Raw genomic sequence first — 23,626 nt, 5'->3', positions numbered from 1 at the left:
GGGATCGCCCATCACCGGCAGGTCGGCCCCCGCCGTCCGCACGCCTCGCGCCACTGCTCCGCACGCACCTTTCTGCACCACTCCGTCAGGAACGAGCCGCCCTCGCCGCCCCTCCGGCGCGCGAGCCTCCGCAGGAAGTGACCCCGCATGACTCGACACAAGCCGAGATCCTGGAGACGGCGCGCAGCGACCGCTGTGCTCGCCTCCGCCGTCATGGCTCTGGGCCTGCCGGCCGTCGGCGCACACGCGGCCGGCGGCCCCAACGCCGCCGCGGACGCCAAGACCACGGCAGGCAGCGCCCGCGCCGCACACGCGGCCGCCAACGTCACCGACGGCGACACCGACACCTACTGGCAGGCCGGAAAGAAGTCGGCCCAGTGGGTCCAGACCGACCTCGGGCGGACCAGGCGCGTCCGCGAGGTCGTACTGCGGCTGCCCGAGCACTGGCAGACCCGCAAGCAGACGCTGGCGCTCCAGGGCAGTGCCGACGGCAAGAGCTTCGCCACGCTCAAGTCGTCGGCGCAGTACGTCTTCAGCCCCGGCAACGACAACATCGTGAAGGTCTCCGTCCCCGCGACCCTCGCCCGGTACGTACGGGCCGACTTCAGCGCCAACTCGGTCGCCGGCACCGCCCAGCTCGCCGAGCTGCAGGTCCTCACGACCGCCGCCTCGACCCCCAACCTCGCGCTGGGCAAACCCTTCAGCGAGAGCGGGCACGCCGACGTCTACGGTGCGGCCAACGCCGGTGACGGCAACCGCAACACCTACTGGGAGAGCACCAACAACGCCTTCCCGCAGTGGCTCAAGGTCGACCTCGGTTCATCGGTGCAGGTGAACCAGGTGACGCTGCGGCTGCCCAGCGGCTGGCCGAGCCGCAACCAGACACTCAAGATCCAGGGGTCCACCGACAACCAGAACTTCACCGACCTGACGGCTTCCCAGGCGTACGCCTTCAACAGCTCCAACGACCAGACGGCTACGATCTCCTTCGACGCGACCACGACCCGGTACGTGCGGGCGCTGTTCACCGCCAACGACGGCTGGCCCGCCGGGCAGGCGTCCGAGCTGGAGGTCTACGGACCGGCGACCGGTGACACCCAGGCGCCCACCGCGCCGTCCAACCTGGCCTACACCGAGCCGGCCACCGGGCAGATCAAGCTGACCTGGAACGCGGCCACCGACGACACGGCCGTGACCGGCTACGACGTCTACGCCAACGGCCAGTTGCGGGCGAGCGTCGCCGGGAACGTCCTGACCTACACCGACACCCAGCCGGCCGGCACCGACATCACGTACTTCGTGCGGGCCAAGGACGCCGCGGGCAACGTCTCCGCCAACAGCAACAGCGTCACCCGCAAGGGAGCGAGCGGCGACACACAGGCCCCCACGGCGCCCGCCAACCTCGCCTACACGCAGTCCGGCAGCGACGTGAAGCTCACCTGGCAGGCGTCGAGCGACAACGTGGCGGTCACCGGGTACGACGTCTACGCCAACGACCAGCTCGTCAAGACCGTGGCTGGCGACGTGACGACGTACACCGACACCCCGTCGGCGACGGCCACGGTCACCTACTACGTGAAGGCGAAGGACGCCGCGGGGAACGTGTCGGTGGCGAGCAACAGCGTCACCCGGCCCGGATCCGGTGGCGGCTCCGACCTCGCCCAGGGCAAGCCCATCGAGGCCTCCTCGTACACCTTCACCTACGTCGCGGCGAACGCCAACGACGGCCAGATAGGCACCTACTGGGAGAGCGGGGGCGGCGCCTACCCGGCCACCCTCACCACCAAGCTGGGTGCCAACGCCGACCTCAGCCAGGTCGTCGTCAAACTCAACCCGGATCCGGCCTGGTCCACCCGCACCCAGAACATCCAGGTACTCGGCCGCGACCAGGACGCGACGTCCTTCACGAGCCTCGTCGCGGCGAAGGACTACACGTTCAACCCGGCCACCGGCAACACCGTGACCATCCCGGTCTCCGGTGCCGCCGCCGACATCCAGCTCAAGTTCGCCTCCAACACCGGCGCCCCGGGCGGACAGGTCGGCGAGCTCCAGGTGATCGGCACCCCGGCCGCCAACCCCGACCTCAAGGTCACCGGCATCACCAACACACCGGCGGCTCCCGTCGAGTCGGACGCCATCAGCCTCTCCGCGACCGTCACCAACAGCGGCAGCAAGGCGTCCAAGGCCAGCGACCTGAACTTCACCCTCGGCGGCACCAAGGCAGCCACGGCCGACGTCCCCGCCCTCGCGGCCGGCGACTCGGCGACGGTCACCGCGAGCATCGGCACCCGGGACGCGGGCAGTTACCCGCTCGGAGCCGAGGTCGACCCGTCCAACAAGGTCATCGAGCAGAACGAGGGCAACAACACCTTCACCCGCTCCGACGCCCTCGTCGTCAAGCCCGTCTCCAGCTCCGACCTGGTCGCCGCACCGGTCGCCTGGACGCCCTCCAGCGCCTCGGCAGGTGACAACGTCGCCTTCACCGTCGCCCTGAAGAACCAGGGGACGGTCGACTCCGCCTCCGGCGCCCACGGCGTCACGCTGACGGTCCAGGACGCGAACGGCGCCACCGTCAAGACGCTCACCGGCTCCTACAACGGCACCATCGGCTCCGGCCAGACGACCGCACCGATCAGCCTCGGCTCCTGGACGGCCGTCAACGGCAAGTACACCGTGAAGACGGTCATCGCCGACGACGCCAACGAACTGCCGGTCAAGCGCACCAACAACACCACCACACAGAACCTGTTCGTCGGCCGCGGAGCCGACATGCCGTACGACATGTACGAGGCCGAGGACGGCACGGTCGGCGGCGGCGCCAAGGTCGTCGGCCCCAACCGCACCATCGGCGACTTCGCGGGCGAGGCGAGCGGCCGCAAGGCGGTCACCCTCGACGCCACCGGCGAGTACGTCGAGTGGACGACCCGCGCCGCGACCAACACCCTGGTCACCCGCTTCGCGATCCCGGACGGCACCGACGCCACCCTCGACGTCTACGTGGACGGCCAGTTCCTCAAGGCGATCGACCTCACCTCCAAGTACGCCTGGCTCTACGGCAACGAGACCGCCCCCGGCAACTCACCCGGATCCGGAGCCCCACGCCACATCTACGACGAGGCGAACCTGCTGCTCGGCAGGACCGTCCCGGCCGGCTCGAAGATCCGCCTCCAGAAGGACGCGGCCAACACCGCCTCCTACTACGCCATCGACTTCATCAACACCGAACAGGCCACGGCGATCCCGAACCCGGACCCGGCCGCCTACACGGTCCCGGCCGGCTTCACGCAGCAGGACGTGCAGAACGCCCTCGACAAGGTCCGCATGGACACCACGGGCAAGCTCGTCGGCGTCTACCTGCCCGCCGGTGACTACGACACCTCCAGCAAGCTCCAGGTCTACGGCAAGGCAGTGAAGGTCGTCGGAGCCGGGCCCTGGTTCACCCGCTTCCACGCCCCCTCCTCGCAGGAGAACACCGACATCGGCTTCCGCGCCGAGGCCACGGCCAACGGCTCGACGTTCGCCGGCTTCGCCTACTTCGGCAACTACACGTCCCGGATCGACGGACCGGGCAAGGTCTTCGACTTCTCCAACGTCTCGAACATCACCATCGACAACATCTGGGCCGAGCACATGGTGTGCCTCTACTGGGGCGCCAACACCGACAACATGACCATCTCGAACTCACGCATCCGTGACACGTTCGCCGACGGCATCAACATGACGAACGGCTCCACGGACAACCACGTGGTCAACAACGACGCCCGAGCCACGGGCGACGACAGCTTCGCCCTCTTCTCGGCCATCGACGCCGGCGGCGCCGACGAGAAGAACAACCTCTACGAGAACCTGACGTCCACCCTGACGTGGCGGGCGGCCGGCATCGCCGTCTACGGCGGCTACGCCAACACCTTCCGCAACATCCGCGTCGCCGACACCCTCGTCTACTCCGGCATCACGATCTCCTCGCTGGACTTCGGCTACCCGATGAACGGCTTCGGCACCGATCCCACGACGATCGAGAACGTCTCCCTGGACCGCACGGGCGGCCACTTCTGGGGCTCCCAGGTCTTCCCCGCCATCTGGGCGTTCTCCGCCTCGAAGGTCTTCCAGGGCATCAGGGTCAACGACGTCGACATCGACGACTCCACCTACGGAGGCGTCATGTTCCAGACCAACTACGTCGGCGGCCAACCCCAGTTCCCGGTCAAGGACACCATCTTCACCGACATCTCCATCACCAACTCCAAGAAGAGCGGAGACGCCTTCGACGCCAAGTCCGGCTTCGGCATCTGGGCCAACGAACTCCCGGAACCCGGCCAGGGCCCCGCAGTGGGCGAAGCAACCTTCCGCAACCTGCGCATGAGCGGCAACGCCCAGGACATCCGCAACACGACCAGCACCTTCAAGATCAACATCGAGTAGGTTCCGAAGGGCGGTGAAGGGAAGGGGCGTCCCCGGCGGGGCGCCCCTTCCTGCCGTGTCCCCCCGTCGGCCGGCCAGGACGGTGGTGGGCGAGCCGGCGAGGAAGCCCACGGGCACGGAGGCGAGTGCGGGCGTGTTGTAAAAGGCGCTGATGGGCGCCGTCGACGGCGTGTCGTTCACGCTGCCGACGCGGATCGGCACGCTGGTGTCGGCGGCCGCCGGGTCGGCCGCGAGCAGCACGACGGGCACGGGCGCTGTCTCAAGCGGGCTGTTCAGAGGCGCCGGTCTGCAGCGGCAGGCCCAGGCGGTCGGCGAGTTCGGGTACGTCGATGCCGAAGGTCTGCCGCACACGGACCCCGTCCGGGGTGATGTCGAACACGGCCAGATCCGTGTAGACGCGGTCCACGCAGGCCAGGCCGGTGAGCGGATAGCCGCACTCGGAGACCAGCTTGGGTGCTCCGTCCCGGGTGAAGAGGGTCATCATCACGAAGACCTTCTTCGCCCCGATGGCCAGGTCCATGGCTCCGCCGACCGCGGGAATGGCGTCGGGTGCGCCGGTGTGCCAGTTGGCCAGGTCACCGCGTGCGGAGACCTGGAAGGCGCCGAGGACGCAGATGTCCAGATGACCGCCACGCATCATCGCGAAGGAGTCCGCGTGGTGGAAGTAGGCAGCGCCCGGCAGTTCGGTGACGGGAACCTTGCCCGCGTTGGTCAGGTCCGGATCGATCTGGTCCGCCGAAGCGGCCGGGCCCATGTTGAGCATGCCGTTCTCGGTGTGCAGGATCACGCCGGAACCGGGGGAGAGGTGGTCGGCCACGAGGGTCGGCTGGCCGATGCCCAGGTTGACGAAGGCTCCGTGCGGGATGTCACGGGCGATCAGGGCGGCGATGTCGTGCTTGCCCAGCGGGCCCTGACCGCCGGTCGTCGGGGAAGTCCGTGTCATGAGTGATCAGCCACCTGTACCACGCGGTCGACGAAGATGCTGGGCGTCACGACGGTCTCGGGATCGATCTCGCCGGTCTCGACGACCTCGCGGACCTGGGCGACCACGGTGGTGGCCGCGGTGGCCATGACGGGACCGAAGTTCCGCGCGGTCTTGCGGTAGACGAGATTGCCCATACGGTCCGCTCGATGCGCGCCGATCAGCGCGAGGTCTCCGCCGATGGGGTACTCCAGCACATGGAGGCGGCCGTCGATCTCACGCACCTCCTTGCCTTCCGCGAGCAGCGTGCCGGCACCGGTGGGGCAGAAGAAGGCACCGAAACCGGCTCCCGCCGCCCTCAGCCGTTCGGCCAGAGTGCCCTGGGGGACCACTTCGAGTTCGATCCGGCCCGCCCGGTAGAGGCCGTCGAACACCCAGGAGTCCGCCTGGCGGGGGAAGGAGCAGATCACCTTGCGGACCCGTCCCGCGGCCAGCAGCGCGGCAAGACCGGTGTCGCCGTTGCCGGCGTTGTTGGAGACGACCGTGAGGTCGGTGGCCCCCTGCCGGATCAGCGCGTCGATCAGCGCCACCGGCATGCCCGCCATGCCGAAGCCTCCGACGAGCACCGTGGCGCCGTCCTGGACGCCGGCGACCGCCTCGTCCGCGCCGGCACACAGCTGTGTGGTCACCTGCTGCCCCCGGCGACGTTCTCCAGGACCACGGCGAGGGCCTGGCCGACACCTATACAGATCGCCGCGACGCCCCACCGCTTGCCGGACTCCTGCAGACGGCGGCAGAGGGTGCCCAGCAGGCGGCCGCCGGACGCACCGAGGGGATGGCCGAGCGCGATGGCCCCGCCCTTGGTGTTGACGATCTGCGGGTCGACATCCCACGCGTCCACGCACGCCAGCGCCTGGACGGCGAACGCCTCGTTCAGCTCTACGGCGTCCACGTCGGCCCAGGAGATGCCCGCGCGCTTCAGCGCCCTGTTCACGGCCTCGACGGGCGCGTATCCGAACATCTGCGGATCCAGCGCGGCCACGCCGCGGCCCGCGACGCGGGCGAGGGGATCCACGCCGATGCGGTCGGCGGCCGCGGCCGAACCGAGCAGCACCGCGGAGGCGCCGTCGTTCAGCGGTGAGGCGTTTCCGGCCGTGATGAGGCCGTCGGCCCGGTAGGCGGGCTTGAGCGTGGCGAGCTTCTCCATGGTGGACCCGGGGCGGATGCCCTCGTCGCGTTCCAGAACGGTGCGCTCGCCGTCCGAGACGGGGACGACCAGCCCGTCGTAGAAGCCCGCGTTCCAGGCGTCGTCGGCGAGACGGTGGGAGCGGAGGGCGAACGCGTCCTGGCGCTCGCGGGAGATGGAGAAGCGGTCGCCGAGCTGCTCGTTCGCCTCGCCCAGGGAGACCGTCCACTCCTTGGGCATGCGCTCGTTGACCAGGCGCCAGCCGAGGGTGGTGGACACGGCGGTGACGTCCCCTGCGGGGAATCCGCGCCCGGGCTTGGGCAGGACCCACGGGGCGCGGGTCATCGACTCGACTCCGCCGGTGAGGACGATGTCCGCGTCGCCGCTCTCGATGTAGCGCGAGGCGATGAGGGCGGCGTCGAGGGACGATCCGCACAGGCGGTTGACGGTGGTCGCGGGCACCGAGGTGGGCAGCCCCGCCAGCAGGACGGCCATCCTGCCGACGTTGCGGTTGTCCTCACCGGCGCCGTTGGCGTTGCCCCAGACGACGTCGTCGATGCGTCCGGGATCCAGTGCGGGGGTCTTGGCGAGGATCCCGCCGATGACCTGTGCCGCGAGGTCGTCGGGCCGGACCTCGGAGAGGGCGCCCCTGAAGCGGCCGAAGGGCGTTCGCACCGCCGAGTAGAGATAACTGTCGGTCATACCGTCACGGTAGGAGCGCGGACTTCAACGCGTCCAAGACCTAATCCGTATCGATTGATAAGTTGATCTTATAGAATCAGAGGATGGAGCTGCGGCAGATCCGGTACTTCCTGACGCTGGCCGAGGAATGTCACTTCGGGCGGGCGGCCACTCGCCTGCACGTGGCTCAACCGGCCCTCTCCCAGCAGATCAAACAGCTGGAGAAGGAGCTCAGGACCACACTGTTCACCCGCTCCACCCGGCACGTCGCCCTGACCGAGGCCGGACACCACCTCCTGGAGCACGCCCGCACCCTGGTCGCGGAGGAGGAGCGCGCCCGCCGGCACATGACGGAGCTGGCCACCGGCCACGCCGGACGGGTCTCGACCGGCTTCATCGGCACCGCCACCTACGACCTGCTGCCGCAGGTCGCACGCACCGTACGCGCCCGCCTGCCCGGGATCACCATGGACCTGCGCGGCGAGCTCCTCACGCCCGACCTGGTCGACGGACTGCTCGCCGGCACCTACGACCTGGCGGTCCTGCGCGGCCCCGCCGACCACGAGGACATCCGCACCACACCCCTGCGCTCCGAGTCCCTGGTGGCGGTCCTCCCCTCGCACCATCCCCTCGCGGCCCGGCGACGCATCTCGCTCAAGGCCCTGGCCGACGAGCCGTTCGTCGTCCACCCCTCGCGATCCTCCATGTACGGCCGGGTCCTGGCCGCATGCCGGCGCGCCGGATTCCAGCCCACCTCACTGATGGAGGTCGGAGAGACGGCCACCCTGGTCGTCTTCGTGGCCGCCGGACACGGCGTCGCCCTCGTTCCCGCACCGGTGCAGAGCCTCCGCCTCGCCAGCGTCGCCTACGTGCCCCTCACCCAGACGGAATCCGTCGATCTGGTCCTCGCCGGCCATGCCCGGCGCACCACCCCCGCCACCGACCAGGTCGCCTCTGTGATCAAAGAGTGTGTGGAAGGCCCTGAACACAGGGAAGCCCCGCCCTCTACGCTGGAGGGATGACGAGCGGCACAACCGGTGCTCCGGTGCGCTTCAGTACGACCGGCATTCCCGAGGCGGAACGCATCGCCCTGTGGGAAGAGCACAACGCCGAGGCCCTGATCGGGCTGCGCTGCCGTTCCCTGCACGACACCGCCCTCGACGCGACGGAGATCAACCTCCAGCTTCCCCGAGCACATCTCGCCCGGGTCCTCGGCAGCCCCCACGTCGTCGAACGACCCGACGCCGAGATCCGCCGCGTGCCCTCGGACGCCGTGGCCTGCTATCTGACCCTGGCCGGTGACGCCTTCTTCTACTACGACGACGGCGTACGGCTGCTCCATCCGGGACAGCTGCTGGTCTGCGACGCCGACCAGCCCTTCATCCGGGGCTTCTCGCACGGCCTGGAGGAACTCGCGGTCAAGATCCCCCACACGGTGTGGCGCGACCTCGGCGGGCCGCCCTCCCTGCCGCAGCCGCTGGTCATCGACGCCGGCGCCGTCCACACCCGGACTCTCGCCACCCTCGTCGCCCGGGCACTGCCACCGGATTCCTCCGTCGCCGCGAACGTGGACGAGGACGCCGTGCTGGACCTGCTCGTATCCGCCGCGAGCGGCCGCGCCCCCTCCCTCTCCACCGTCCACCTGACCGTCGCGAAGACCTACATCGACGACCACCTGGCCGACCCGGGGCTCTCGGCGGCCCGCATCGCCCGCGGCATCGGGATCAGCGAGCGCCATCTGTCCCGGGTGTTCGCCTCGGGCGGCACGAGCCTGCCGCGGTACCTGCTGCACCGCCGCCTCGAACGAGCCCGCACGCTGCTGAACACCGGGGGAGCGGCGACCGTGGCCGAGGTGGCCGCGCGCTGCGGTTTCGCGTCGGCCGCCCACTTCTCCCACCGGTTCAGGGAACGCTACGGTCTGCGCGCCACCGACGTCCTGCGCGAGGCGCGCGCACGGTCGTAGCGGGGTGCGGGATCACGTGCCGTCGGGTGCCAGCACGATGTCGAAGCGGACCCGGGACCAGGACCGCTCGCCGAGGTCGCGTCCGTCGGGCGTGGGCGTACCCGGCGGCTGCGCCACGAAGTCCTTGACAAGCGACTCCTTCACCCCGAACACGGAGTCCCGGTCCAGCAGTTCGTCACCGCGGACGAAGATGTGCGTGACCAGCGTGCGCAGCGCGGGGGCGCTCACCATGAAGTGCAGGTGGGAGGCGCGCATGGGCGATCGGCCGGTCGCCGCCAGCAGCGCTCCCACCGGCCCGTCGTGCGGAATCGGATACGGCGTCGGCGTGAGCCCCCAGAACCGGTAGCGGCCGTCGGCGTCGCTGAGCAGGTGAGCCCGCGCCGCCATCCGGTCGTCCCCGTACTGCGTGTCGTAGAAACCGTCCTCGTCGGCCTCCCACACCTCGATCCGCGCCCCGGCCACGGGTTTTCCGGCGGTGTCGGTGACGGTGCCCTCCACCCAGCAGGGTTCTCCGGCGGCCCCGAAGGCGAGATCGCCGCCCTGGGCGATCTCGGGGCTGTTGTCGACGAAGAACGGGCCGAAGACGGTGGCCTCGGTGGCGTCGCCGTACGCCTCGTTGTTGACGGCGACCGTCTGCATGGAGGCTCCGAGCACGTCCGACAGCAGGATGAACTCCTGGCGGCGCTCGTCGGTGATGTTGCCGGTGCGGGTGAGGAACTCGATCCCCTTGCTCCACTCGCCCTCGGTGAGACGGACCTCTCGGACGAACGCGTGCAGGTGGTGGACCAGCGACCGCATGATCTCGTGCAGCCGTGGGTCGGCGCAGTCGTCGAAGGACGCCAGCACCTGGCGGGTGATCTGCTCCTCACGCTCGAGCTGCTCGGCCGGGACGGGGGTACGGGGAGCGGGGGTGTCGTTCATCGGGCTTCCCAGGCGTTCCGGACCAGATCGGTGATCGCGTCGAGTGTGACGGGCCGCGGGTTGCCCGCGGGTGCGGCGGCCACGACGGCCTCGGCCACGGCCGCCACACCGTCCCGGGGCATGCCGAGGTCGCGCAGCGAGCGCGGCGCACCGAGCCGGTCACGGAGCGTGTCGAGTCCCTCGACCGCGGACGGGGAGTCGAAGGCCGCGGCCAGGCGCCCTTCGGCGTCCGGGGCGAAGGGCGCGTTGAAGGCGAGGACATGGGGGAGGACCACCGCGTGGGTCTGGGCGTGCGGAAGGTTGAACATGCCGCCCAGCACATGGCAGATCTTGTGGTGCAGTCCGGACCCGGCGGAGGCGAACGCCACGGCGGCCAAGTAGGCGCCGTACAAGGTCCGTTCCCGGCCGTCCAGCGCTTCCGAATCCTTCACGACCAGCGGCAGCCCCGTCCGCAGAGCCCGCACGCCTTCGGCGGCGAGGGCCTGGTTGATCGGATCGGTCCGCGGTGCCCACATGGAGTCCACGCAGTGGGCGAGCGCGTTGAGACCCGAAGCGACACTCATCTCGACCGGAAGTGAGAGCGTCAGCGAGGCGTCGTAGACGACGGCACGCGGCAGGACCTTCGTGTCCGTACCGGTGGTCTTCACGGAGTCCTCGGTCAGCCCCCATACGGCGGTGGCCTCCGAGCCGGCGTACGTGGTCGGGACGGCGACGATCGGCAGCCCGGTGGTCAGCGCGACCGCCTTGGCCAGGCCCGTGGTGGAGCCACCGCCGACACTGACCAGGGCGTCGACGTCCCGCTCGGCGGCTGCCGTACGAGCCCGCAGGGCGACCTCGACGGGCACGTGCATGACGACGTCGTCGTGCCGGTGGACCACGGGCAGGCCGACGGTGATGCGGTCGGCGAGTTCCCGCTCGGCCGCTCCCGCGATGACCATCACCCGCCGGGCGCCGAGCGCGGCGACCTCAGCGGCCAGGCCCTCCTCGGCCGCGCCGGAGGCGAACCGCACCCGCTGCGGCAGCGTGTCGTGGACGAACCGCATGGACTAGTCCCTTCCCAGGACGGAGAGCAGAGCAGCACGCAGCTGATCTTCGGGGTTCTCGGGCAGCTCCATGGCCCGCCACGCGATGTGCTTGTCGGGCCGCACCAGCAGCACACCGCTCTCGTCGATCTCGCGCAGCTTGGCCCAGTCGTAGTAGAGGTCGGTCACTTCACGTCCCGGACCGATCACGACGGTCTTGAGCGGGACGCCCAACTCGTCGCCGACCTTCTCGGCCGCCTGCTCCCACGCCTCACCCGCGATGCCGGTCAGCAGCGTCCAACGGTCGTACGGCGCCAGGTCCATTAGCGCGTGACGGTGTGCGCTGTCCCCGACCCAGGCGTGCGGAAGATGCGCGCCGGGGACGGTCGACATCTCGTAGTACAGATCGACATCGCGTGCGGGCGGGGGCAGTTCGCTGCCGTCGGCGACGACGGCCGTCGAGGAGTAGTGCTGGCCCAGCTCCACACCGTGCGCGTTGAACTCGTAGTTCTTCAGCTCCATCGCGCGCACCAGCGCGGCCCGCTTGGCGGCCCCGGCAGGGGTGTTGGCCTTGCGTTCCTCGATGGCGGCCGTCATCGCGGCCTCGTCCGGCGCCCCGAGAACACCCAGTGCCTCGAAGATGTCGATGAACTCGCGGCTGGACTTGTTGGCGCGCTTGACGATGCGCTCGGCGACGGGAGCCCGCTCTGCCGTGTAGGTCTCCAACAGCCCCGGCTCAGCATGCCCCTTGAGCACGGCCGCGATCTTCCACGCGAGGTTGTACGCGTCCTGGACGGAGGTGTTGGAGCCCAGGCCGTTGCTCGGCGGATGCCGGTGCACGGCGTCGCCCGCACAGAACACGCGGCCCTGCTGGAGCCGGGTCGCGTACATCTCGTTGTTGCCCCACAGGCTGGTGCCGGTGATCTCCACTTCCAGGTCGGGCGCCCCGAGGAGGTTGCGGACGATCTGCACGGCAGCGGGCTCGTCGACGACCGGGGGTTCCCCGGCGATGTCGTAGCCCCACACGATCAGCCACTCGTTCCACGGGCGCACCATGCGCACGAGCCCGGCGCCGATGCCGCCGACGTTCGAGCCGGGCTGGACGACCCAGTACAGGACGGACGGCCGGTGGGCGACGTAGCGGCTGATGTCGGCCTTGAACGTGATGTTCATCGAGCCCGCGATGTCCATCGCGCCCTCGAAGGGCAGACCGATGTCCGCGGCGACCTTGGAGCGGGCACCGTCCGCGCCGATCAGGTACTTCGCGCGGATGCTGTACTCGTGCCCGGTGAGCCGGTCCAGCACCTGGACGGTGACTCCGTCGGCGTCCTGGGTGTGGGACAGGTACTCGCTGGAGAACCGGGTCTGCGCGCCGCGCTGCGTCGCGTTGCGGACCAGGATCGGTTCGAGATACGTCTGCGGGATGTCGACGGTGAGGCAGGGCGACGCCAGCCGGTAGTCCGCCTCGCGGTCCGGCCGGGTCCCCCAGGTGTGGATACGGCCGATCTCCTCACCGGTGATGCTGGTGCAGAACACCGTGTCGCCGACCAGTGAGTGGTCGGTGGCGTCGGCCAGCACCTGCTCTTCGATGCCCAGATCGCGGAAGACCTCCATCGCGCGCTGGTTGGTGATGTGCGCGCGGGGGGTGTTCGCCGTCCACCGGTACTTCGTGATCATGATGGTGTCGACGCCCAGCGTCGCCAGCAGCAGCGCCGCGGAGGCGCCCGCAGGGCCGGAACCGACGACCACGACGTCCGTCGTGACGGCCGAGTCGCCCGGCAGCTCGGTCTCGGACATCCCGTCGTTGAACATGGGCATCGTGCTGACCTTTCATCGATCCGGCGGCGTTGCCGGCAGCGCCAGTGTGAGACGGACCCGGCCGGGACGGAACAGCGCGGCGGCGAGGTCGGCGGATACACCAAGAGATGGCGGATCCACGAAGGACCGGCCACACCGAGAGGGGCTCTGGCCGCGGTTCCGTGCGACGTACTTGTGGCGGAGGCGGTGTCCACCGCTCACCCGGGCCGGTGCCCGGGCTGCCGGAAACGGGCCAGGCGCATACACAGCACGTACCAACGCACCCTGGATGAAAGGCCGTTGGGCTCACGCCAGGTCATCGTTCGGCTTCGGGTGCGCCGGTACTTCTGCGACCGGAAGAGTTGTTCCCGCAAGACGTTCGTCGAGCAGGTGCCGGGCCTGTCCGAGCGGCACCTCCGCTCCAGCACCGGGCTGACAGGCTGGCTGCGGTCGATCGCGATCGAGCTCGGCGGCCGTCCGGCCGCGCGGCTGTGCCGTCGCCTGCGGTTGGCTGCCGGTAGGACCCGGCTGCTCAGACTGCTGAAGGCGCCAGCGGTGCCGGACCGGGCCCCGCGAGTGCTGGGAGTGGACGAGTTCGCCTTCCGCAAGGGCTGTACCTACGGCACCGTGCTGGTCGACGTCGAGGCCGGCCGGGTCGTGGACGTGCTGCCCGACCGCACCTCCGAAACGTTCGCGGCCTGGCTCGCTGAGCATCCCGGAGCCGAGATCATCTGCCGGGACCGGGCCACCGCCTACACCAAGGCGGTCAGGGAAGCCGTCCCTCACGCCCTGGAAGTGGCTGATCGCCGGCACCTGTTGCAGAACCTGTCCGCCGCGGTGGAGAAGACCTGTCACCAGCACGGCGACTGCCTGCGCAAACATGCCGAGGAGGAGGCGGTGACCGAGGTGCCGGAGCCGCCCCCGACGGTGTTACCGCCCGCGGAACTGCCCCGCACCCAGATCATCGAACGCACCCGTCACCGCTACGAGGACATCCACTGCTTGCTGGAGAAACGCTGGACGATCAGCGCCATCGCCCGCCGTCTGAACCTCGACCGCAAGACCGTGCGTCGCTTCCGTGACACCGATCTCGACGAGTTGTTGGTCTCCTCCCGCGAGCGCCGCCCCAACGGCGTGCTGGAGCCGTTCAAGGCATACCTCAACGCCCGCTTCACCGAAGTCCAAGGCCAGGTCAGCGGCACCCAGCTCTTCTTGGAGATCCAGGCACGCGGCTACCGGGGCAGCCGCCAGGTCGTCCGCAAACACCTAGCCGCACTCCGGGCGGGAACCGCCGAACCGGTCCGGGCCGACATCCCCAGCCCCCGCAAGATCACCTCGTGGATCATGCGGGGGCTGGGAGACCCTCACCGAGAGCCAGGACGAGCGACTCCTTCAAGTCCAAGCTCGCCTGCCCGGACATCACCCGGGCCTGCGACCTCGCTCGGGCGTTCGCCGACCTGGTCCGCCACCAGCGCGGATACCTGTTGCTGGAGTGGATCCAGCAGGCCGAGCAGGACGCGCCGAAGCCCATGAAGGGCTTCGCCGGCTTCCTCCGACAGGACCTCGACGTGGTCACTGCCGGACTCACCCTCCGGTGGAGCTCCGGAGTGGTCGAAGGACACGTGAACCGCGTGAAAACCCTCAAACGAGCCATGTACGGCAGGGCCTCGTTCGAACTCCTCCGGACCCGCATCCTCACCCAGCCGTGATCGGGGATGGCAAAGATTCAGGTGCCCGAACGCCGATCTTGCGGATCGAAGCAGACCAGGCCGGAGGACCGTGCCGGATCGGCGGCGAACACGGCGGCCTCCTGGTACTTGCTGATGCGTGCGGGCAGTGACCGTCCGCGGTCGACCCCGCTTCCGTCCCCGACGTCGCACTGCTGCCGACAGCTGGGGACGTTGTCGCCGAGCCTCGACGAACACTGTGCTCCGTCACGCACCGATCCGCAGGACGATGCGTCCCGTGTCGTGCCGTGTCGCGGCAAGGCGGTGCGCGTCGGCAGCCGCCTCCAGGGGAAGCACCACTGCGACGTGTGGGAGAAGACGGCCGGTGGCGGCGAGTTCGGTCACCGCGTGCAGGTCTGCGGACACCAGACGCGCGAACACCGGGCGGGTATCGGGACCCGCGATGTCGACCGTCGACGCGTAACGCGTGGCGTCGTGCCCGGCCGCGGCTGCACGTTCGAGTGTGCCGCGGCCGACGGTGTCGAAGACCGCGTCGACGCCGTCCGGGACCAGTGCCCGGACCCGCTCGGTGACCTGGTCATCGTCGCCGACCGGCGTCGCGCCGAGGCCGCGCAGGTAATCGTCGCGCCGGGCTGCGTCGGCGCCCAGCACGGTTGCGCCACGGGCCACCGCGATCTGGACTGCCATCGAGCCCACACCGCCGGCGGCGCCGTAGACCAGGAGGGATTCCCCTGACTGCACGTCCAGGACCCGGGTGACGGCCTGGTACGCCGTGAGTCCGGCCAGCGGAAGCGCGGCGGCCTGCTCCCAGCTCAGGCCGTCCGGCTTCGGTGCGAGAGCGGGCACGTCGGTGGAGACCAGTCCGGCGTACCCGCCGTGCAGGTGGCTGACGCTCGTGCGGACATAGCCGACCACCTCGTCGCCGGGGCGGAACTCGGGGGCACCGGGGCCGGCCTCCTCGACGACGCCGGCGATGTCCCACCCCGGGATGACGGGGAAGTAGGTGGGGACGTTCGCGTGGGCCAGTCCCTCGCGCATCTGGAGGTCGGCCGGGTTCACGGCGGCGGCTCTTACCCGGACGAGCACGGAGTCGACGTGAACCTTGGGCGGCTCCACCTCGGCCAGCTCCAGTACCTCCGGGCCGCCGTACCGCTGGTAGATGATCGCCTTCAAGTCAGGCTCCCGGAAAGGCCATCGGCTGGTCCAGGAGGATCGTGTGGTGGAAGATGCGCCAGGCGCCGTCGATCCGGCGCAGTCGCGGTTGGTAGTAGCCGGACTCGATCGGGGTGATGGTGCCCTGTGCGCCGAACGTCCCCTCGGGCCAGCCGTCGGCCGGACGCTCGTGGCCCCGGGTGTTGAACACGACGAACTGGGCGTCGAGCGTCGCCTCGTCGCCGTCGACCTCGATGATGTGGTCGTGGGTGGTGTGGTGGCTCCACCCGCGCGGCGGGTGCGGGGCCATCAGCCCGGCGACGGCCTTGCCGATGGTCTCGGCCCCGGTGAGCTCGGCGAGCTTCTCCCGGGTTCCGCCGTTGCTGTAGAAGATCTCGGCAACAGCGTCCTCCGCGAACAGCGCGGCCATGGCCGCGCCGTCGCGGTGGTCGGCCGCTCGCACGTACCGGGCCATCACCAGGGCCTCCGCGCGCTCGTCGTCCATCTTCTCTCCTCTTTACTTCTGGTCGGTCTGAGAACGCGTCCAGCGTGCCGCCTGGCCGAGGGGGAGAGCGATGCAGACTTTGGCGCGGATCATTACCCTGGAGGTATGGATCGCCTTGAGGTTCGGCAGCTCGAATACTTCGTCGCAGTAGCCGAGGAACTGCACTTCAGCCGAGCCGCCGAACGGCTGGGCATCGCACCTCCGCCGCTGTCCCGGGCCATCGCGCAGTTGGAGCGGCGCCTGGGCGTCACGCTGTTCGAACGGACAAGCCGACGCGTCGACCTCACCCCCGCGGGCAAGGTCCTCCTGGTCGAGTCCCGCAACGCATTGCAGGCAATCGATCGCGCGACCCAGCGAACCATCCATGCGGCAAGCGGGGCCTTGCGGATCGCCGTCGCCCCGGGCATGGGCTCCGGGCTGCTGCGTAACCTCCATCGCCGCTACGAGACCCGCCACGGTCATGACACGATGCACCTGCTCTTCACTCATGATCAGGCCGCGGCTGTCCGAGGCGGGCAGGCCGACGTCGCCCTGCTGTGTGCGACCGAGGACCCCCTCGATCTTGAAAGCAGCGGCATCGGCGAGGAGTACCCGGTCGCGCTGCTGCCCGCGAACCATCCCCTCGCCGGGCTCCGGGACGTCTCCCTGGCTCGTCTGCGCAGCGATCCCGCCTACGTCTCCGAGCCCCCCGCGACCGGCCTGGACGAACTCACCGACCGCGTCGCACTCGGACGGCTCGTAGTCGTCGTGGGCCACAGCGTGACGGATCGCCTCGGCTCCGGCGTGGTCGGGATTCCCGTCACCGACCTGCCCCCCACCGACCTCCGGCTCGCTTGGCCGGCAGAGTCGCGGGACCGCCGGATCGCGAACCTCCTCGACCTGGCGGACAGCACCATGCCATCGGTGCCGCCGCCAACCACCGCCGAGACCACCATCACTCCCGCCGCCAACTGAAGGCCGTCACGCACGACACCCCTTTTCCTCCTTGCCGGGCGCCGAGCTGTCCTTTCACACAAATGCGGCCAGAGCCGTTTTCAAGGCTCTGGCCGCGATTGCGTGAATGATCTTGATTTAGTGCGCAGTGCTCAGTTCTCCTGCACTCGCCGGCAAGCGGTTGCGGGAGGTGGGGAACGGTGTCAACAGCCGGTGACCGGGTGGGCAGCCGGAGGAGTGGTGGCCTGGAGGTCCCAGTCGGAGGGACTGAAGGCCGAACCACCAAGCAGTTGCACGGTACCCCGGACGTTCCTGGCCACGGTCTTGTGCCAGTACCAAGGCCCGGTAGGGGCGGAGTTCGCGGTATCGAAGGTCCAGCCCAACTTTCGCAGGACTGACTTCAGATGCGCGACGACCTGCGCGTCCGTGCCACCGCCGGTGAACCCCAAGTCCACCGTCGGCTCGTCCCACCCGTAAGTGGACGCAATCCCATCGCAGGAGTCCCACATCGGCTTGGCCGCGTACCTCGAAGAGATATGCGCCCCCGCTGGAGCGACGGCAAGCACCGGCTTGATCGCCGCAAGCAACCGTCCGCCCGGATCAGGATCCCCGACCGGCTGCGGTGTGCTGCTCCCGCACCCGGCCAGAACCACGGCTGCCGCAACCGCGACTGCTGAAGCCGCCACCCCGCGTCTCCACCCGTGTGCCGCCATCCTCACACCGTTGATCATGGCCTTCAGGACGCCCACCCACCCTATTCGGTTCCCCGCAGGCCACCCCCGCACAGGGGATGGCGGGTCCTGCTGCCGATCGTGGTGCTGTCCTGTCTGCTGCTCGCGGGCTGCAAAACCGGATTGCTGGGCGGCCTGTCGCCGTCCGGGAGCGCGACTGCATCGGGGACCGCCTCAAGCGCGAGCGGGGCGGGCTGCGGAGGCCGGGCGATCGCCGTGGGCGGCTGGCCCGCAGAAGAAGTACACGGTGCAGCAGCAGTCGGCCGCCGGATCGTGCCACTACCACTATGAGAAGGGCGAGCCGCTGGAGGACCCGGCCTGTACTCCGGGTGCGATTTCCCCGGCCGTCACCCAGGCCAACCTGACGACGACGATCTGCCGCAAGGGCGGCTACACCTAGATGTACGTTCCTCCATCTACGTCACCGGCAAGAAGAAGAAACCTAGCGCTGCCTCCTACGGCTACACCGGTGCCATGGGCGAAGCCGAGTACGACCACCTGCTATCCGGCGTCGTGACTGTATAGCGAGTCGATCCTCCTGTTCACAGCGTCAGCGGCGTGTCGCTGACGAGTGCTCGGCGCCCAGATGACCTGGAGTTCCTAGCTCGGATACCAACCGCAGCGTGGGGATCGTGGCCCTGCTAGCGTGCCGCCGTGCCTTCGGAGATACCCCGGCTCGTTGACGAGCTTGTCGCGCAGATGAGGTCTGGTTCGGCTCGCGGCTACCGGCGGGCGTTGTCGCGGTTGGGGGACACTGCGCGTGCGGGAGGTCCCGCGAGTTTGACCGCCGCGGTCGAGGCTCTTGCGCCGTGGCTGCCGGGTTTGGCGGGCGACTTCGCCAAGACGGCCGTCCTGGCGGGGGCGTGCGTCGAGTGGGGCGGTTCACCAATGGCGCTGGCCGACGTGCTGCCGCAGCGTGCCGCGGAGGCGATGATGCTCAACGATCTGGTCCCGGGGTGCTGGGCCGAAGCGGCTCCCGGGCGGCCGCTGCCGGAGCAGGTGAGCGCCAGTACGAAGCAGCTGGTGCAGGCTCTTGTCAGCCTGGCCAGACCGAAAGGGCGCCCGGACAAGGGGGACATGACCCGCATCGCCATGTCCTGGTTCGACATGGAGGACTGGCTCAAGGTGCTGATCACGGTCATGGCGCACGGTCCCTTCCGGGCAGCGGTGCCCACTGAGGTCAAGGCTGAGCTGCGGGAGTACGCCGCAGCGGTCGCCGACCGGTCGCAGCGCGCCGCCTGGGTCAGAGACCTGGCTGCCGTCCTCGACGACGAGCCTCTGGTTGTCCTCAACCCCCGTGCACGTAGGGGGTATGCCCTCACGATGAGCGGTGTCGGGGACAACTTCCAGCTGCACACCCTGCTCGCGGACCGGCTTATCGGCGACTCCGACCAAGGCATGGTTCCAGGAACGCGCCCCGACCGCTCGTGGGTCGCGGCAGCGACAGACGCCGACCCGTACCTGGGTCCCGAGAATCCGGCGCTCCGCCGTTTCCGCCTTTTCGACGGCCATGGCGCCTACGTCTACCCGGAAGGGGTGCCCGCCGACATCAAGCCGCTCGATGGCACCCGCGTGCTGGTACTGCACCCACCGCTTGGCGACTATGGCATGGGCCTCGGCCGGGTCTTCCAGAATATGATCCCCACCCTCAACCTTGATCGGGTCCTGGGACCGGACGAGGCGGAGTTCTGGCTCACCCGCATCGCCCCCGCCGTCGAGAACGACTTCATGGCTACCTAATAAGTCCGTTCTGGGGCTGTCGTCGAAGCGCGAGGAGCTCTCCGTGGGCCGCGGCGAGGGCGGCATCGCGTCGTGCCCTGCGGAGGGCCTCGACCTGCGGGCGCAGAACTGGGTGGCGGTAGATGAAGTCGGTGGACACGCCGGCCGCCCTGGCAATCGAGGTCACGCTTACGGGGTTGCGTGTCCTGCGGGCTTCCTTCAGTGCCTTCTTGACGGCGTTCTCCCCGCGTTCTCGGCGTCGGAGGGTGGCAGTCGTCAGGGCTTCGACGCTTCGGTTCATGTGCCCTCCGAGGTGTTCTGGGCGGTGTCGGGCGAGAGTTCGTCGCTGCGGGCCGCCGGCGCCGCGGACTGGCACGGTGGTGCCATCGGAGCGGCGAACACGCTCTCGGGGCCGGACAGGCCGTCAGTTAGATCCCGCTTCGGACACAGCGTCCGGCAGGGCTCGCCGGATGTCCTCGTCCAGCTCGTTGGTCGAAGGCCACCCCATGATCTGTTCAGCGACCTTCCGCCCTCGCTGTTGTAGGCAGAAAACCGCTCACAGACAGCGACGGTCCCGCCTGCCGAAGCGCAGCTTCCACGGGGTGAGTGCGGATTCGAGCTGCACACGGATGCTCATCTTCGAGGTCCCGTTCACTCGTTCCTCGAACCGGATGGGTACTTCGAGGATGGTCAGCCCGCGCTTGATGGTGCGGTAGTTCATCTCGACCTGGAAGGAGTACCCGTTGCTGCGGATCGACGGCAGGTCGATCGTGCGCAGCGTCTCGGCTCGCCATGCCTTGAATCCGGCGGTGGAGTCCTTCACGCCCAGGCGCAGGATCGCGTTGACGTACCAGTTGGCCCAGGCCGACAGGGCCTTGCGGTGCCACGGCCAGTCGGTGGCGGTCGAGCCGCCCGCGACGTAGCGGGAGCCGAGGACGACGGCGGCGTTCCTCGTCAGCAGAGTGTCGACCATGGCAGGGATTACCGAGGCCGGGTGGGAGAGATCGGCGTCCATCTGGACCACGACGTCGGCGCCCTCATCCAGCGCACTGGCCATTCCGGCGAGATAGGCGCGGCCGAGCCCGTTCTTGGCGGTGCGGTGCAGCACGCCCACAGCGTCCGGTGACTCGGCTGCGAGTTTGTCGGCGACTTCGCCCGTGCCGTCGGGTGAGTTGTCGTCGACCACAAGCAGATGCAGGTCGGGCATCGGCAGGTCCGCGAGCAGGCCGGCGAGGACGGGCAGGTTGTCCCGCTCGTTGTAGGTCGGTACGACGACAACGACCTTCGGGGGTGAGACAGGCATCGGCGTTTCCTCGGGAGGGGAGACAGGGAAGGTTCAGCGGTGCCGGTCACTCGGCGGTCGAGAAGCACTGGCCGCGCCCCCTCCGACATCGGATGAGATGCCCCGGGACGATCCGACGGGTAGGCCCGACCTTCGCTTCTGCTGGGGCTATGCCCTCTTGCGCCGCAGATCGTGGCTGACGCTGAAGGTTGCGGCGGCCAGGAGGCCCAGCGTCAGGGTCTCGGTGAGGGAGCCCGGATGAGGGACGGTCCGGAGGACGGCGAGGAGGTTCTGGCTTGCCGCGAGGGCCAGTCCTGTCCCGATGTACAGCAGGGCCGCGGACAGCCGACGTGTGGACGGCAGGGGAGTGGTCCGGGCGATGCGGGCGACGAGGGTGCACAGGCGCAGCGCGACGAATCCGAGCGTGAGCCAGTAGTAGAGGACCGCGGCGGCGTCGGCGAAGCCGGTGAGGTGGTCGGCCATGCCGCTCCATGCGATCAGGCACAGGGCCACGACCGCGGCGGTCGGTGCTGCCAGCGTGCGGATCGCTGCGGCTGTCAGGCGTCGGAGGGCTTCGCCTCGAAGTGGGGGATGCGGCGTGGCGAGGGCGATGCCGAGCAGGAGGGGGGCGAGCCAGAGGCTGGTGGCGGGGTGACGGATGTCGGCCGTGAGGGTGGTGGAGGGTTCGGCCGAGCGCAGCAGCAGCCCGGTGGTCGCAGTGAGGGCGAACAGTGCGACGGTCAGCACGCGGCGGGTCTGGCCGGTGACCGTCTCAGGCCAGTCGCCCGGGTGGAGCCAGAGCCGTGCGGCCCCCACGAGGGTGTCGGGCCATGAGCGGATGCCCGAGGCGGACACCTCGTGGCTGATGTCGTCGCCCCAGCGTTCGCGGACGGCCGGTGGGTAGAGGCGGGTCAGGAGTGTGGCCGCGTTCATGCCGGAGCGGTTCCGAGTGCGCGCAGGCCGGCGGCGGAGATACGGGCCATCTGCTGGAGTTCGGCGCGCAGTTGGTCGCGGCCCGCGTCGGTGATCTGCATGGTGCGGTGGCGTTCCTGCGTCTCGGCCGCCTCGTCCGCGGGCCGGATCAGCTCGCGTGCCTCCAGCCGGGACAGCGCTCCGTAGAGACTGCCGGGGCCGAGTTTGCGGCCCGTGAGCTCTTCGATCGCGGTGTTGATGGCGTAACCGTGCAGCGGGCCGTCCGCGAGGACGGTGAGCACGAGCATCTGGGCGTCGTTGCTGTGCATGGGTCTCCTTGCCTCCGGTTCCACATGCTACGAGGCTCGATACTACTTGTCACGTAGTACGAGATGCGTACTATGACGGCCCATGGAACACGTGGAGGAGAATGACCGGGCCGCATCGGCCGTGGTGTTGGTGAGTCTGGGCACGGCCGGTGTTTTCGAGGCGTTGACGCTGCTGGCGACCCAGGACAAGACGGTCAGGGCGGCCAGCCCCTGGCAGGACGACCCCTATGACGTGGCGGTTTCCCTGACCCAGTTCACGGTGCCCGTGCTCGCCTTGGTGATTGCGTTGCGGCTGCTCGCGTGGCAGGCACCAGGTGGTGCGGACCGGGCGTGGCAGACGGTGCGTGCCGTGGCGGCGATGACTACGCTGGTCGGACTCACGGTGGTGTCCGAGTGGGCCGCGGTCATCGCCAGGGTGCCGGCCCCGGTTCCGGGGGCCTGGACATCAGCGCTGATCGGCGGGCTGGTCGCCAACTCGGTACTCACCGCGGTATCAGCGGTACTGCTCGTGCGATGGCACCGCCGGCGGGCCCCGTCCGGCAGGTGGCGGTACGACTGGCTCGGCGACGCCCTCTTCGTCTGCCGGCGGATTCCCGTGCCGCGGCGCTGGGTCGGTCCGGATGTCGCAGCCTGGGTGCGCCGTCACGCGATGACGGTGTTCGTCACGCTGAGCACGCTGGCTGCGGCGGCCATCACCGGTGCACAGGCCGTCGGCGAAGACTGGACGGATCCGCTGCTCATCGCCTGGTTTCTGATCGTCGCGGCGACCTCCAATCTCGCGTTCTGCGTGATCAGCAACGCGGTCGCCGGATTCATCGCCCGGCCGCCGCGCACCCGGACCCGTCGCATCACCGAGGTGTCGGTGGTGGCCGGATGCGTCGCGATCAGTGCAGCGACGGCGTTCCGTGACGCACTGTGGCCGGTGTTCGGGACAGGATCGCTGACGTCCGCCCAGGCCCATCCTGTAGCGCAGATCAGGCATGATGCTGGTTCCCTGACCCGAGGTCTGGCGGGGTACCAAGGGCCTGTCGGGCAGCGGCCAAAAATCGTTTGCGGTGTTCTGTTTGTGCTCGTACTTCGTCCAAAGCCACGTCCTGCTGATGAGGCTCATCCGAGGGACGCTCCCGCAGGGCGACATACCGCTGGTGCTCGAGTCCTGCGGCTCTCGTCAGTTGCGCCGCGCGCTCGTCCACAGGTGAAGGGCCGACAACCGAAATGCGCGCGGCCTGCTCTTCCATCGCGCGCACCTGGGCGCCCATCGCGTCCACCTCGCTCGCTGAGGGCAGGCCCTCCGAGAGGCGGGCCTCACGACCGGACTGATCACTTCGTGACCGCCGCTCTTCAGCGGCTCGGAGACTCTCGGTGGCCACACGCGCGAAGCCGTCATAAGCGCGCATGAAGCCTTCGTAGGCTTCGAGACGTTGTTGCCGTAGCCAATGAGCATGCTCGGCATCAGCCTGG

Annotated in this window: 20 protein-coding genes; 9 read left to right on the top strand and 11 right to left on the bottom strand. The window is 69.3% G+C overall.

Annotated features, from left to right (window positions below):
• Positions 1 to 147 precede the first annotated feature (147 nt).
• A complete protein-coding gene (locus KVT45_RS37950; RefSeq protein ID WP_217553736.1) occupies positions 148 to 4,422 on the top strand; it encodes a discoidin domain-containing protein in 4,275 nt (1,424 codons plus the stop codon).
• Between the two features lie 259 nt (positions 4,423 to 4,681).
• Here KVT45_RS37950 and KVT45_RS37945 read toward each other — a convergent pair whose 3' ends face one another.
• The 3 genes from KVT45_RS37945 to KVT45_RS37935 are packed head-to-tail and all read right to left on the bottom strand — an operon-like array spanning position 4,682 to position 7,232.
• A complete protein-coding gene (locus KVT45_RS37945; RefSeq protein ID WP_217553735.1) occupies positions 4,682 to 5,365 on the bottom strand; it encodes a 3-oxoacid CoA-transferase subunit B in 684 nt (227 codons plus the stop codon).
• On the bottom strand, positions 5,362 to 6,033 hold the full coding sequence (locus KVT45_RS37940; protein ID WP_217553734.1) for a 3-oxoacid CoA-transferase subunit A: 672 nt from the start codon (positions 6,031 to 6,033) through the stop codon (positions 5,362 to 5,364). Before KVT45_RS37940 ends, KVT45_RS37945 begins: the two co-directional genes overlap by 4 nt.
• Positions 6,030 to 7,232: a thiolase family protein gene (locus KVT45_RS37935; protein WP_217553733.1), complete on the bottom strand. Its 1,203-nt coding sequence runs from the start codon at positions 7,230 to 7,232 to the stop codon at positions 6,030 to 6,032. Before KVT45_RS37935 ends, KVT45_RS37940 begins: the two co-directional genes overlap by 4 nt.
• A gap of 83 nt (positions 7,233 to 7,315) precedes the next feature.
• Between KVT45_RS37935 and KVT45_RS37930 the strand changes: the two genes are divergently transcribed.
• Entirely contained in the window at positions 7,316 to 8,233 is a 918-nt protein-coding gene (locus KVT45_RS37930) for a LysR substrate-binding domain-containing protein (RefSeq protein WP_217553732.1), read from the top strand.
• The gene (locus KVT45_RS37925) at positions 8,230 to 9,174 is read left to right on the top strand and encodes an AraC family transcriptional regulator (RefSeq protein WP_217553731.1); all 945 of its coding nucleotides are present in this window, start codon (positions 8,230 to 8,232) and stop codon (positions 9,172 to 9,174) included. Before KVT45_RS37930 ends, KVT45_RS37925 begins: the two co-directional genes overlap by 4 nt.
• Before the next feature lie 12 nt (positions 9,175 to 9,186).
• Here KVT45_RS37925 and KVT45_RS37920 read toward each other — a convergent pair whose 3' ends face one another.
• From KVT45_RS37920 to KVT45_RS37910, 3 genes are read right to left on the bottom strand one after another with little or no spacing between them, the layout of a single operon-like run.
• A complete protein-coding gene (locus KVT45_RS37920; protein WP_217553730.1) occupies positions 9,187 to 10,095 on the bottom strand; it encodes an intradiol ring-cleavage dioxygenase in 909 nt (302 codons plus the stop codon).
• Positions 10,092 to 11,138 carry a maleylacetate reductase gene (locus KVT45_RS37915; RefSeq protein ID WP_217553729.1) on the bottom strand — a complete coding sequence of 349 codons (1,047 nt, stop codon included), beginning with the start codon at positions 11,136 to 11,138 and terminating at the stop codon, positions 10,092 to 10,094. The genes KVT45_RS37920 and KVT45_RS37915 overlap by 4 nt, the downstream gene beginning before the upstream one ends.
• 3 nt (positions 11,139 to 11,141) lie before the next feature.
• A complete protein-coding gene (locus KVT45_RS37910; RefSeq protein ID WP_217553728.1) occupies positions 11,142 to 12,935 on the bottom strand; it encodes an FAD-dependent monooxygenase in 1,794 nt (597 codons plus the stop codon).
• 174 nt (positions 12,936 to 13,109) lie between these two features.
• On the opposite strand from KVT45_RS37910, the gene KVT45_RS37905 reads away from it, so the two are divergent.
• Together KVT45_RS37905 and KVT45_RS37900 are read left to right on the top strand one after the other, a co-directional pair.
• On the top strand, positions 13,110 to 14,447 hold the full coding sequence (locus KVT45_RS37905; RefSeq protein WP_308310986.1) for an ISL3 family transposase: 1,338 nt from the start codon (positions 13,110 to 13,112) through the stop codon (positions 14,445 to 14,447).
• Positions 14,333 to 14,623: a transposase gene (locus KVT45_RS37900; RefSeq protein ID WP_308310993.1), complete on the top strand. Its 291-nt coding sequence runs from the start codon at positions 14,333 to 14,335 to the stop codon at positions 14,621 to 14,623. Before KVT45_RS37905 ends, KVT45_RS37900 begins: the two co-directional genes overlap by 115 nt.
• A 225-nt stretch (positions 14,624 to 14,848) precedes the next feature.
• Here KVT45_RS37900 and KVT45_RS37895 read toward each other — a convergent pair whose 3' ends face one another.
• Both KVT45_RS37895 and KVT45_RS37890 read right to left on the bottom strand, forming a co-directional pair.
• Entirely contained in the window at positions 14,849 to 15,775 is a 927-nt protein-coding gene (locus KVT45_RS37895) for an NADP-dependent oxidoreductase (protein WP_217553726.1), read from the bottom strand.
• Position 15,776: 1 nt separating this feature from the next.
• On the bottom strand, positions 15,777 to 16,259 hold the full coding sequence (locus KVT45_RS37890) for a nuclear transport factor 2 family protein (protein WP_217553725.1): 483 nt from the start codon (positions 16,257 to 16,259) through the stop codon (positions 15,777 to 15,779).
• 105 nt (positions 16,260 to 16,364) lie between these two features.
• Here KVT45_RS37890 and KVT45_RS37885 point away from each other — a divergent pair, with 105 nt between their 5' ends.
• The 3 genes from KVT45_RS37885 (at position 16,365) to KVT45_RS37875 (ending at position 19,663) form a co-directional block, all read left to right on the top strand.
• Positions 16,365 to 17,213 (top strand): LysR family transcriptional regulator, encoded by an 849-nt coding sequence (locus KVT45_RS37885; RefSeq protein ID WP_217553724.1) that lies wholly within the window; start codon positions 16,365 to 16,367, stop codon positions 17,211 to 17,213.
• A gap of 957 nt (positions 17,214 to 18,170) precedes the next feature.
• The gene (locus tag KVT45_RS56805; RefSeq protein WP_254647945.1) at positions 18,171 to 18,323 is read left to right on the top strand and encodes a hypothetical protein; all 153 of its coding nucleotides are present in this window, start codon (positions 18,171 to 18,173) and stop codon (positions 18,321 to 18,323) included.
• Between the two features lie 380 nt (positions 18,324 to 18,703).
• Positions 18,704 to 19,663 carry a hypothetical protein gene (locus KVT45_RS37875; protein WP_217553723.1) on the top strand — a complete coding sequence of 320 codons (960 nt, stop codon included), beginning with the start codon at positions 18,704 to 18,706 and terminating at the stop codon, positions 19,661 to 19,663.
• A gap of 535 nt (positions 19,664 to 20,198) precedes the next feature.
• Here KVT45_RS37875 and KVT45_RS37870 read toward each other — a convergent pair.
• The 3 genes from KVT45_RS37870 to KVT45_RS37860 all read right to left on the bottom strand — a co-directional run bounded on the left by KVT45_RS37870 (position 20,199) and on the right by KVT45_RS37860 (position 22,165).
• Entirely contained in the window at positions 20,199 to 20,945 is a 747-nt protein-coding gene (locus KVT45_RS37870; protein WP_217553722.1) for a polyprenol monophosphomannose synthase, read from the bottom strand.
• 147 nt (positions 20,946 to 21,092) lie between these two features.
• Complete coding sequence (locus KVT45_RS37865) at positions 21,093 to 21,857, bottom strand: hypothetical protein (RefSeq protein WP_217553721.1); 765 nt, start codon at positions 21,855 to 21,857, stop codon at positions 21,093 to 21,095.
• Complete coding sequence (locus KVT45_RS37860) at positions 21,854 to 22,165, bottom strand: PadR family transcriptional regulator (RefSeq protein ID WP_217553720.1); 312 nt, start codon at positions 22,163 to 22,165, stop codon at positions 21,854 to 21,856. The genes KVT45_RS37865 and KVT45_RS37860 overlap by 4 nt, the downstream gene beginning before the upstream one ends.
• Positions 22,166 to 22,247: 82 nt before the next feature.
• Between KVT45_RS37860 and KVT45_RS37855 the strand changes: the two genes are divergently transcribed.
• On the top strand, positions 22,248 to 23,564 hold the full coding sequence (locus KVT45_RS37855) for a hypothetical protein (RefSeq protein ID WP_217553719.1): 1,317 nt from the start codon (positions 22,248 to 22,250) through the stop codon (positions 23,562 to 23,564).
• Positions 23,565 to 23,626 lie beyond the last annotated feature (62 nt).

Origin of the sequence: Streptomyces sp. GbtcB6 (assembly GCF_019091475.1) — a bacterium.
GTDB classification, from domain to species: Bacteria; Actinomycetota; Actinomycetes; order Streptomycetales; family Streptomycetaceae; genus Streptomyces; species Streptomyces hyaluromycini.
The sequence above is the reverse complement of the archived record's forward strand: the minus strand, read 5'-3'. Positions and strand labels throughout refer to the sequence as shown.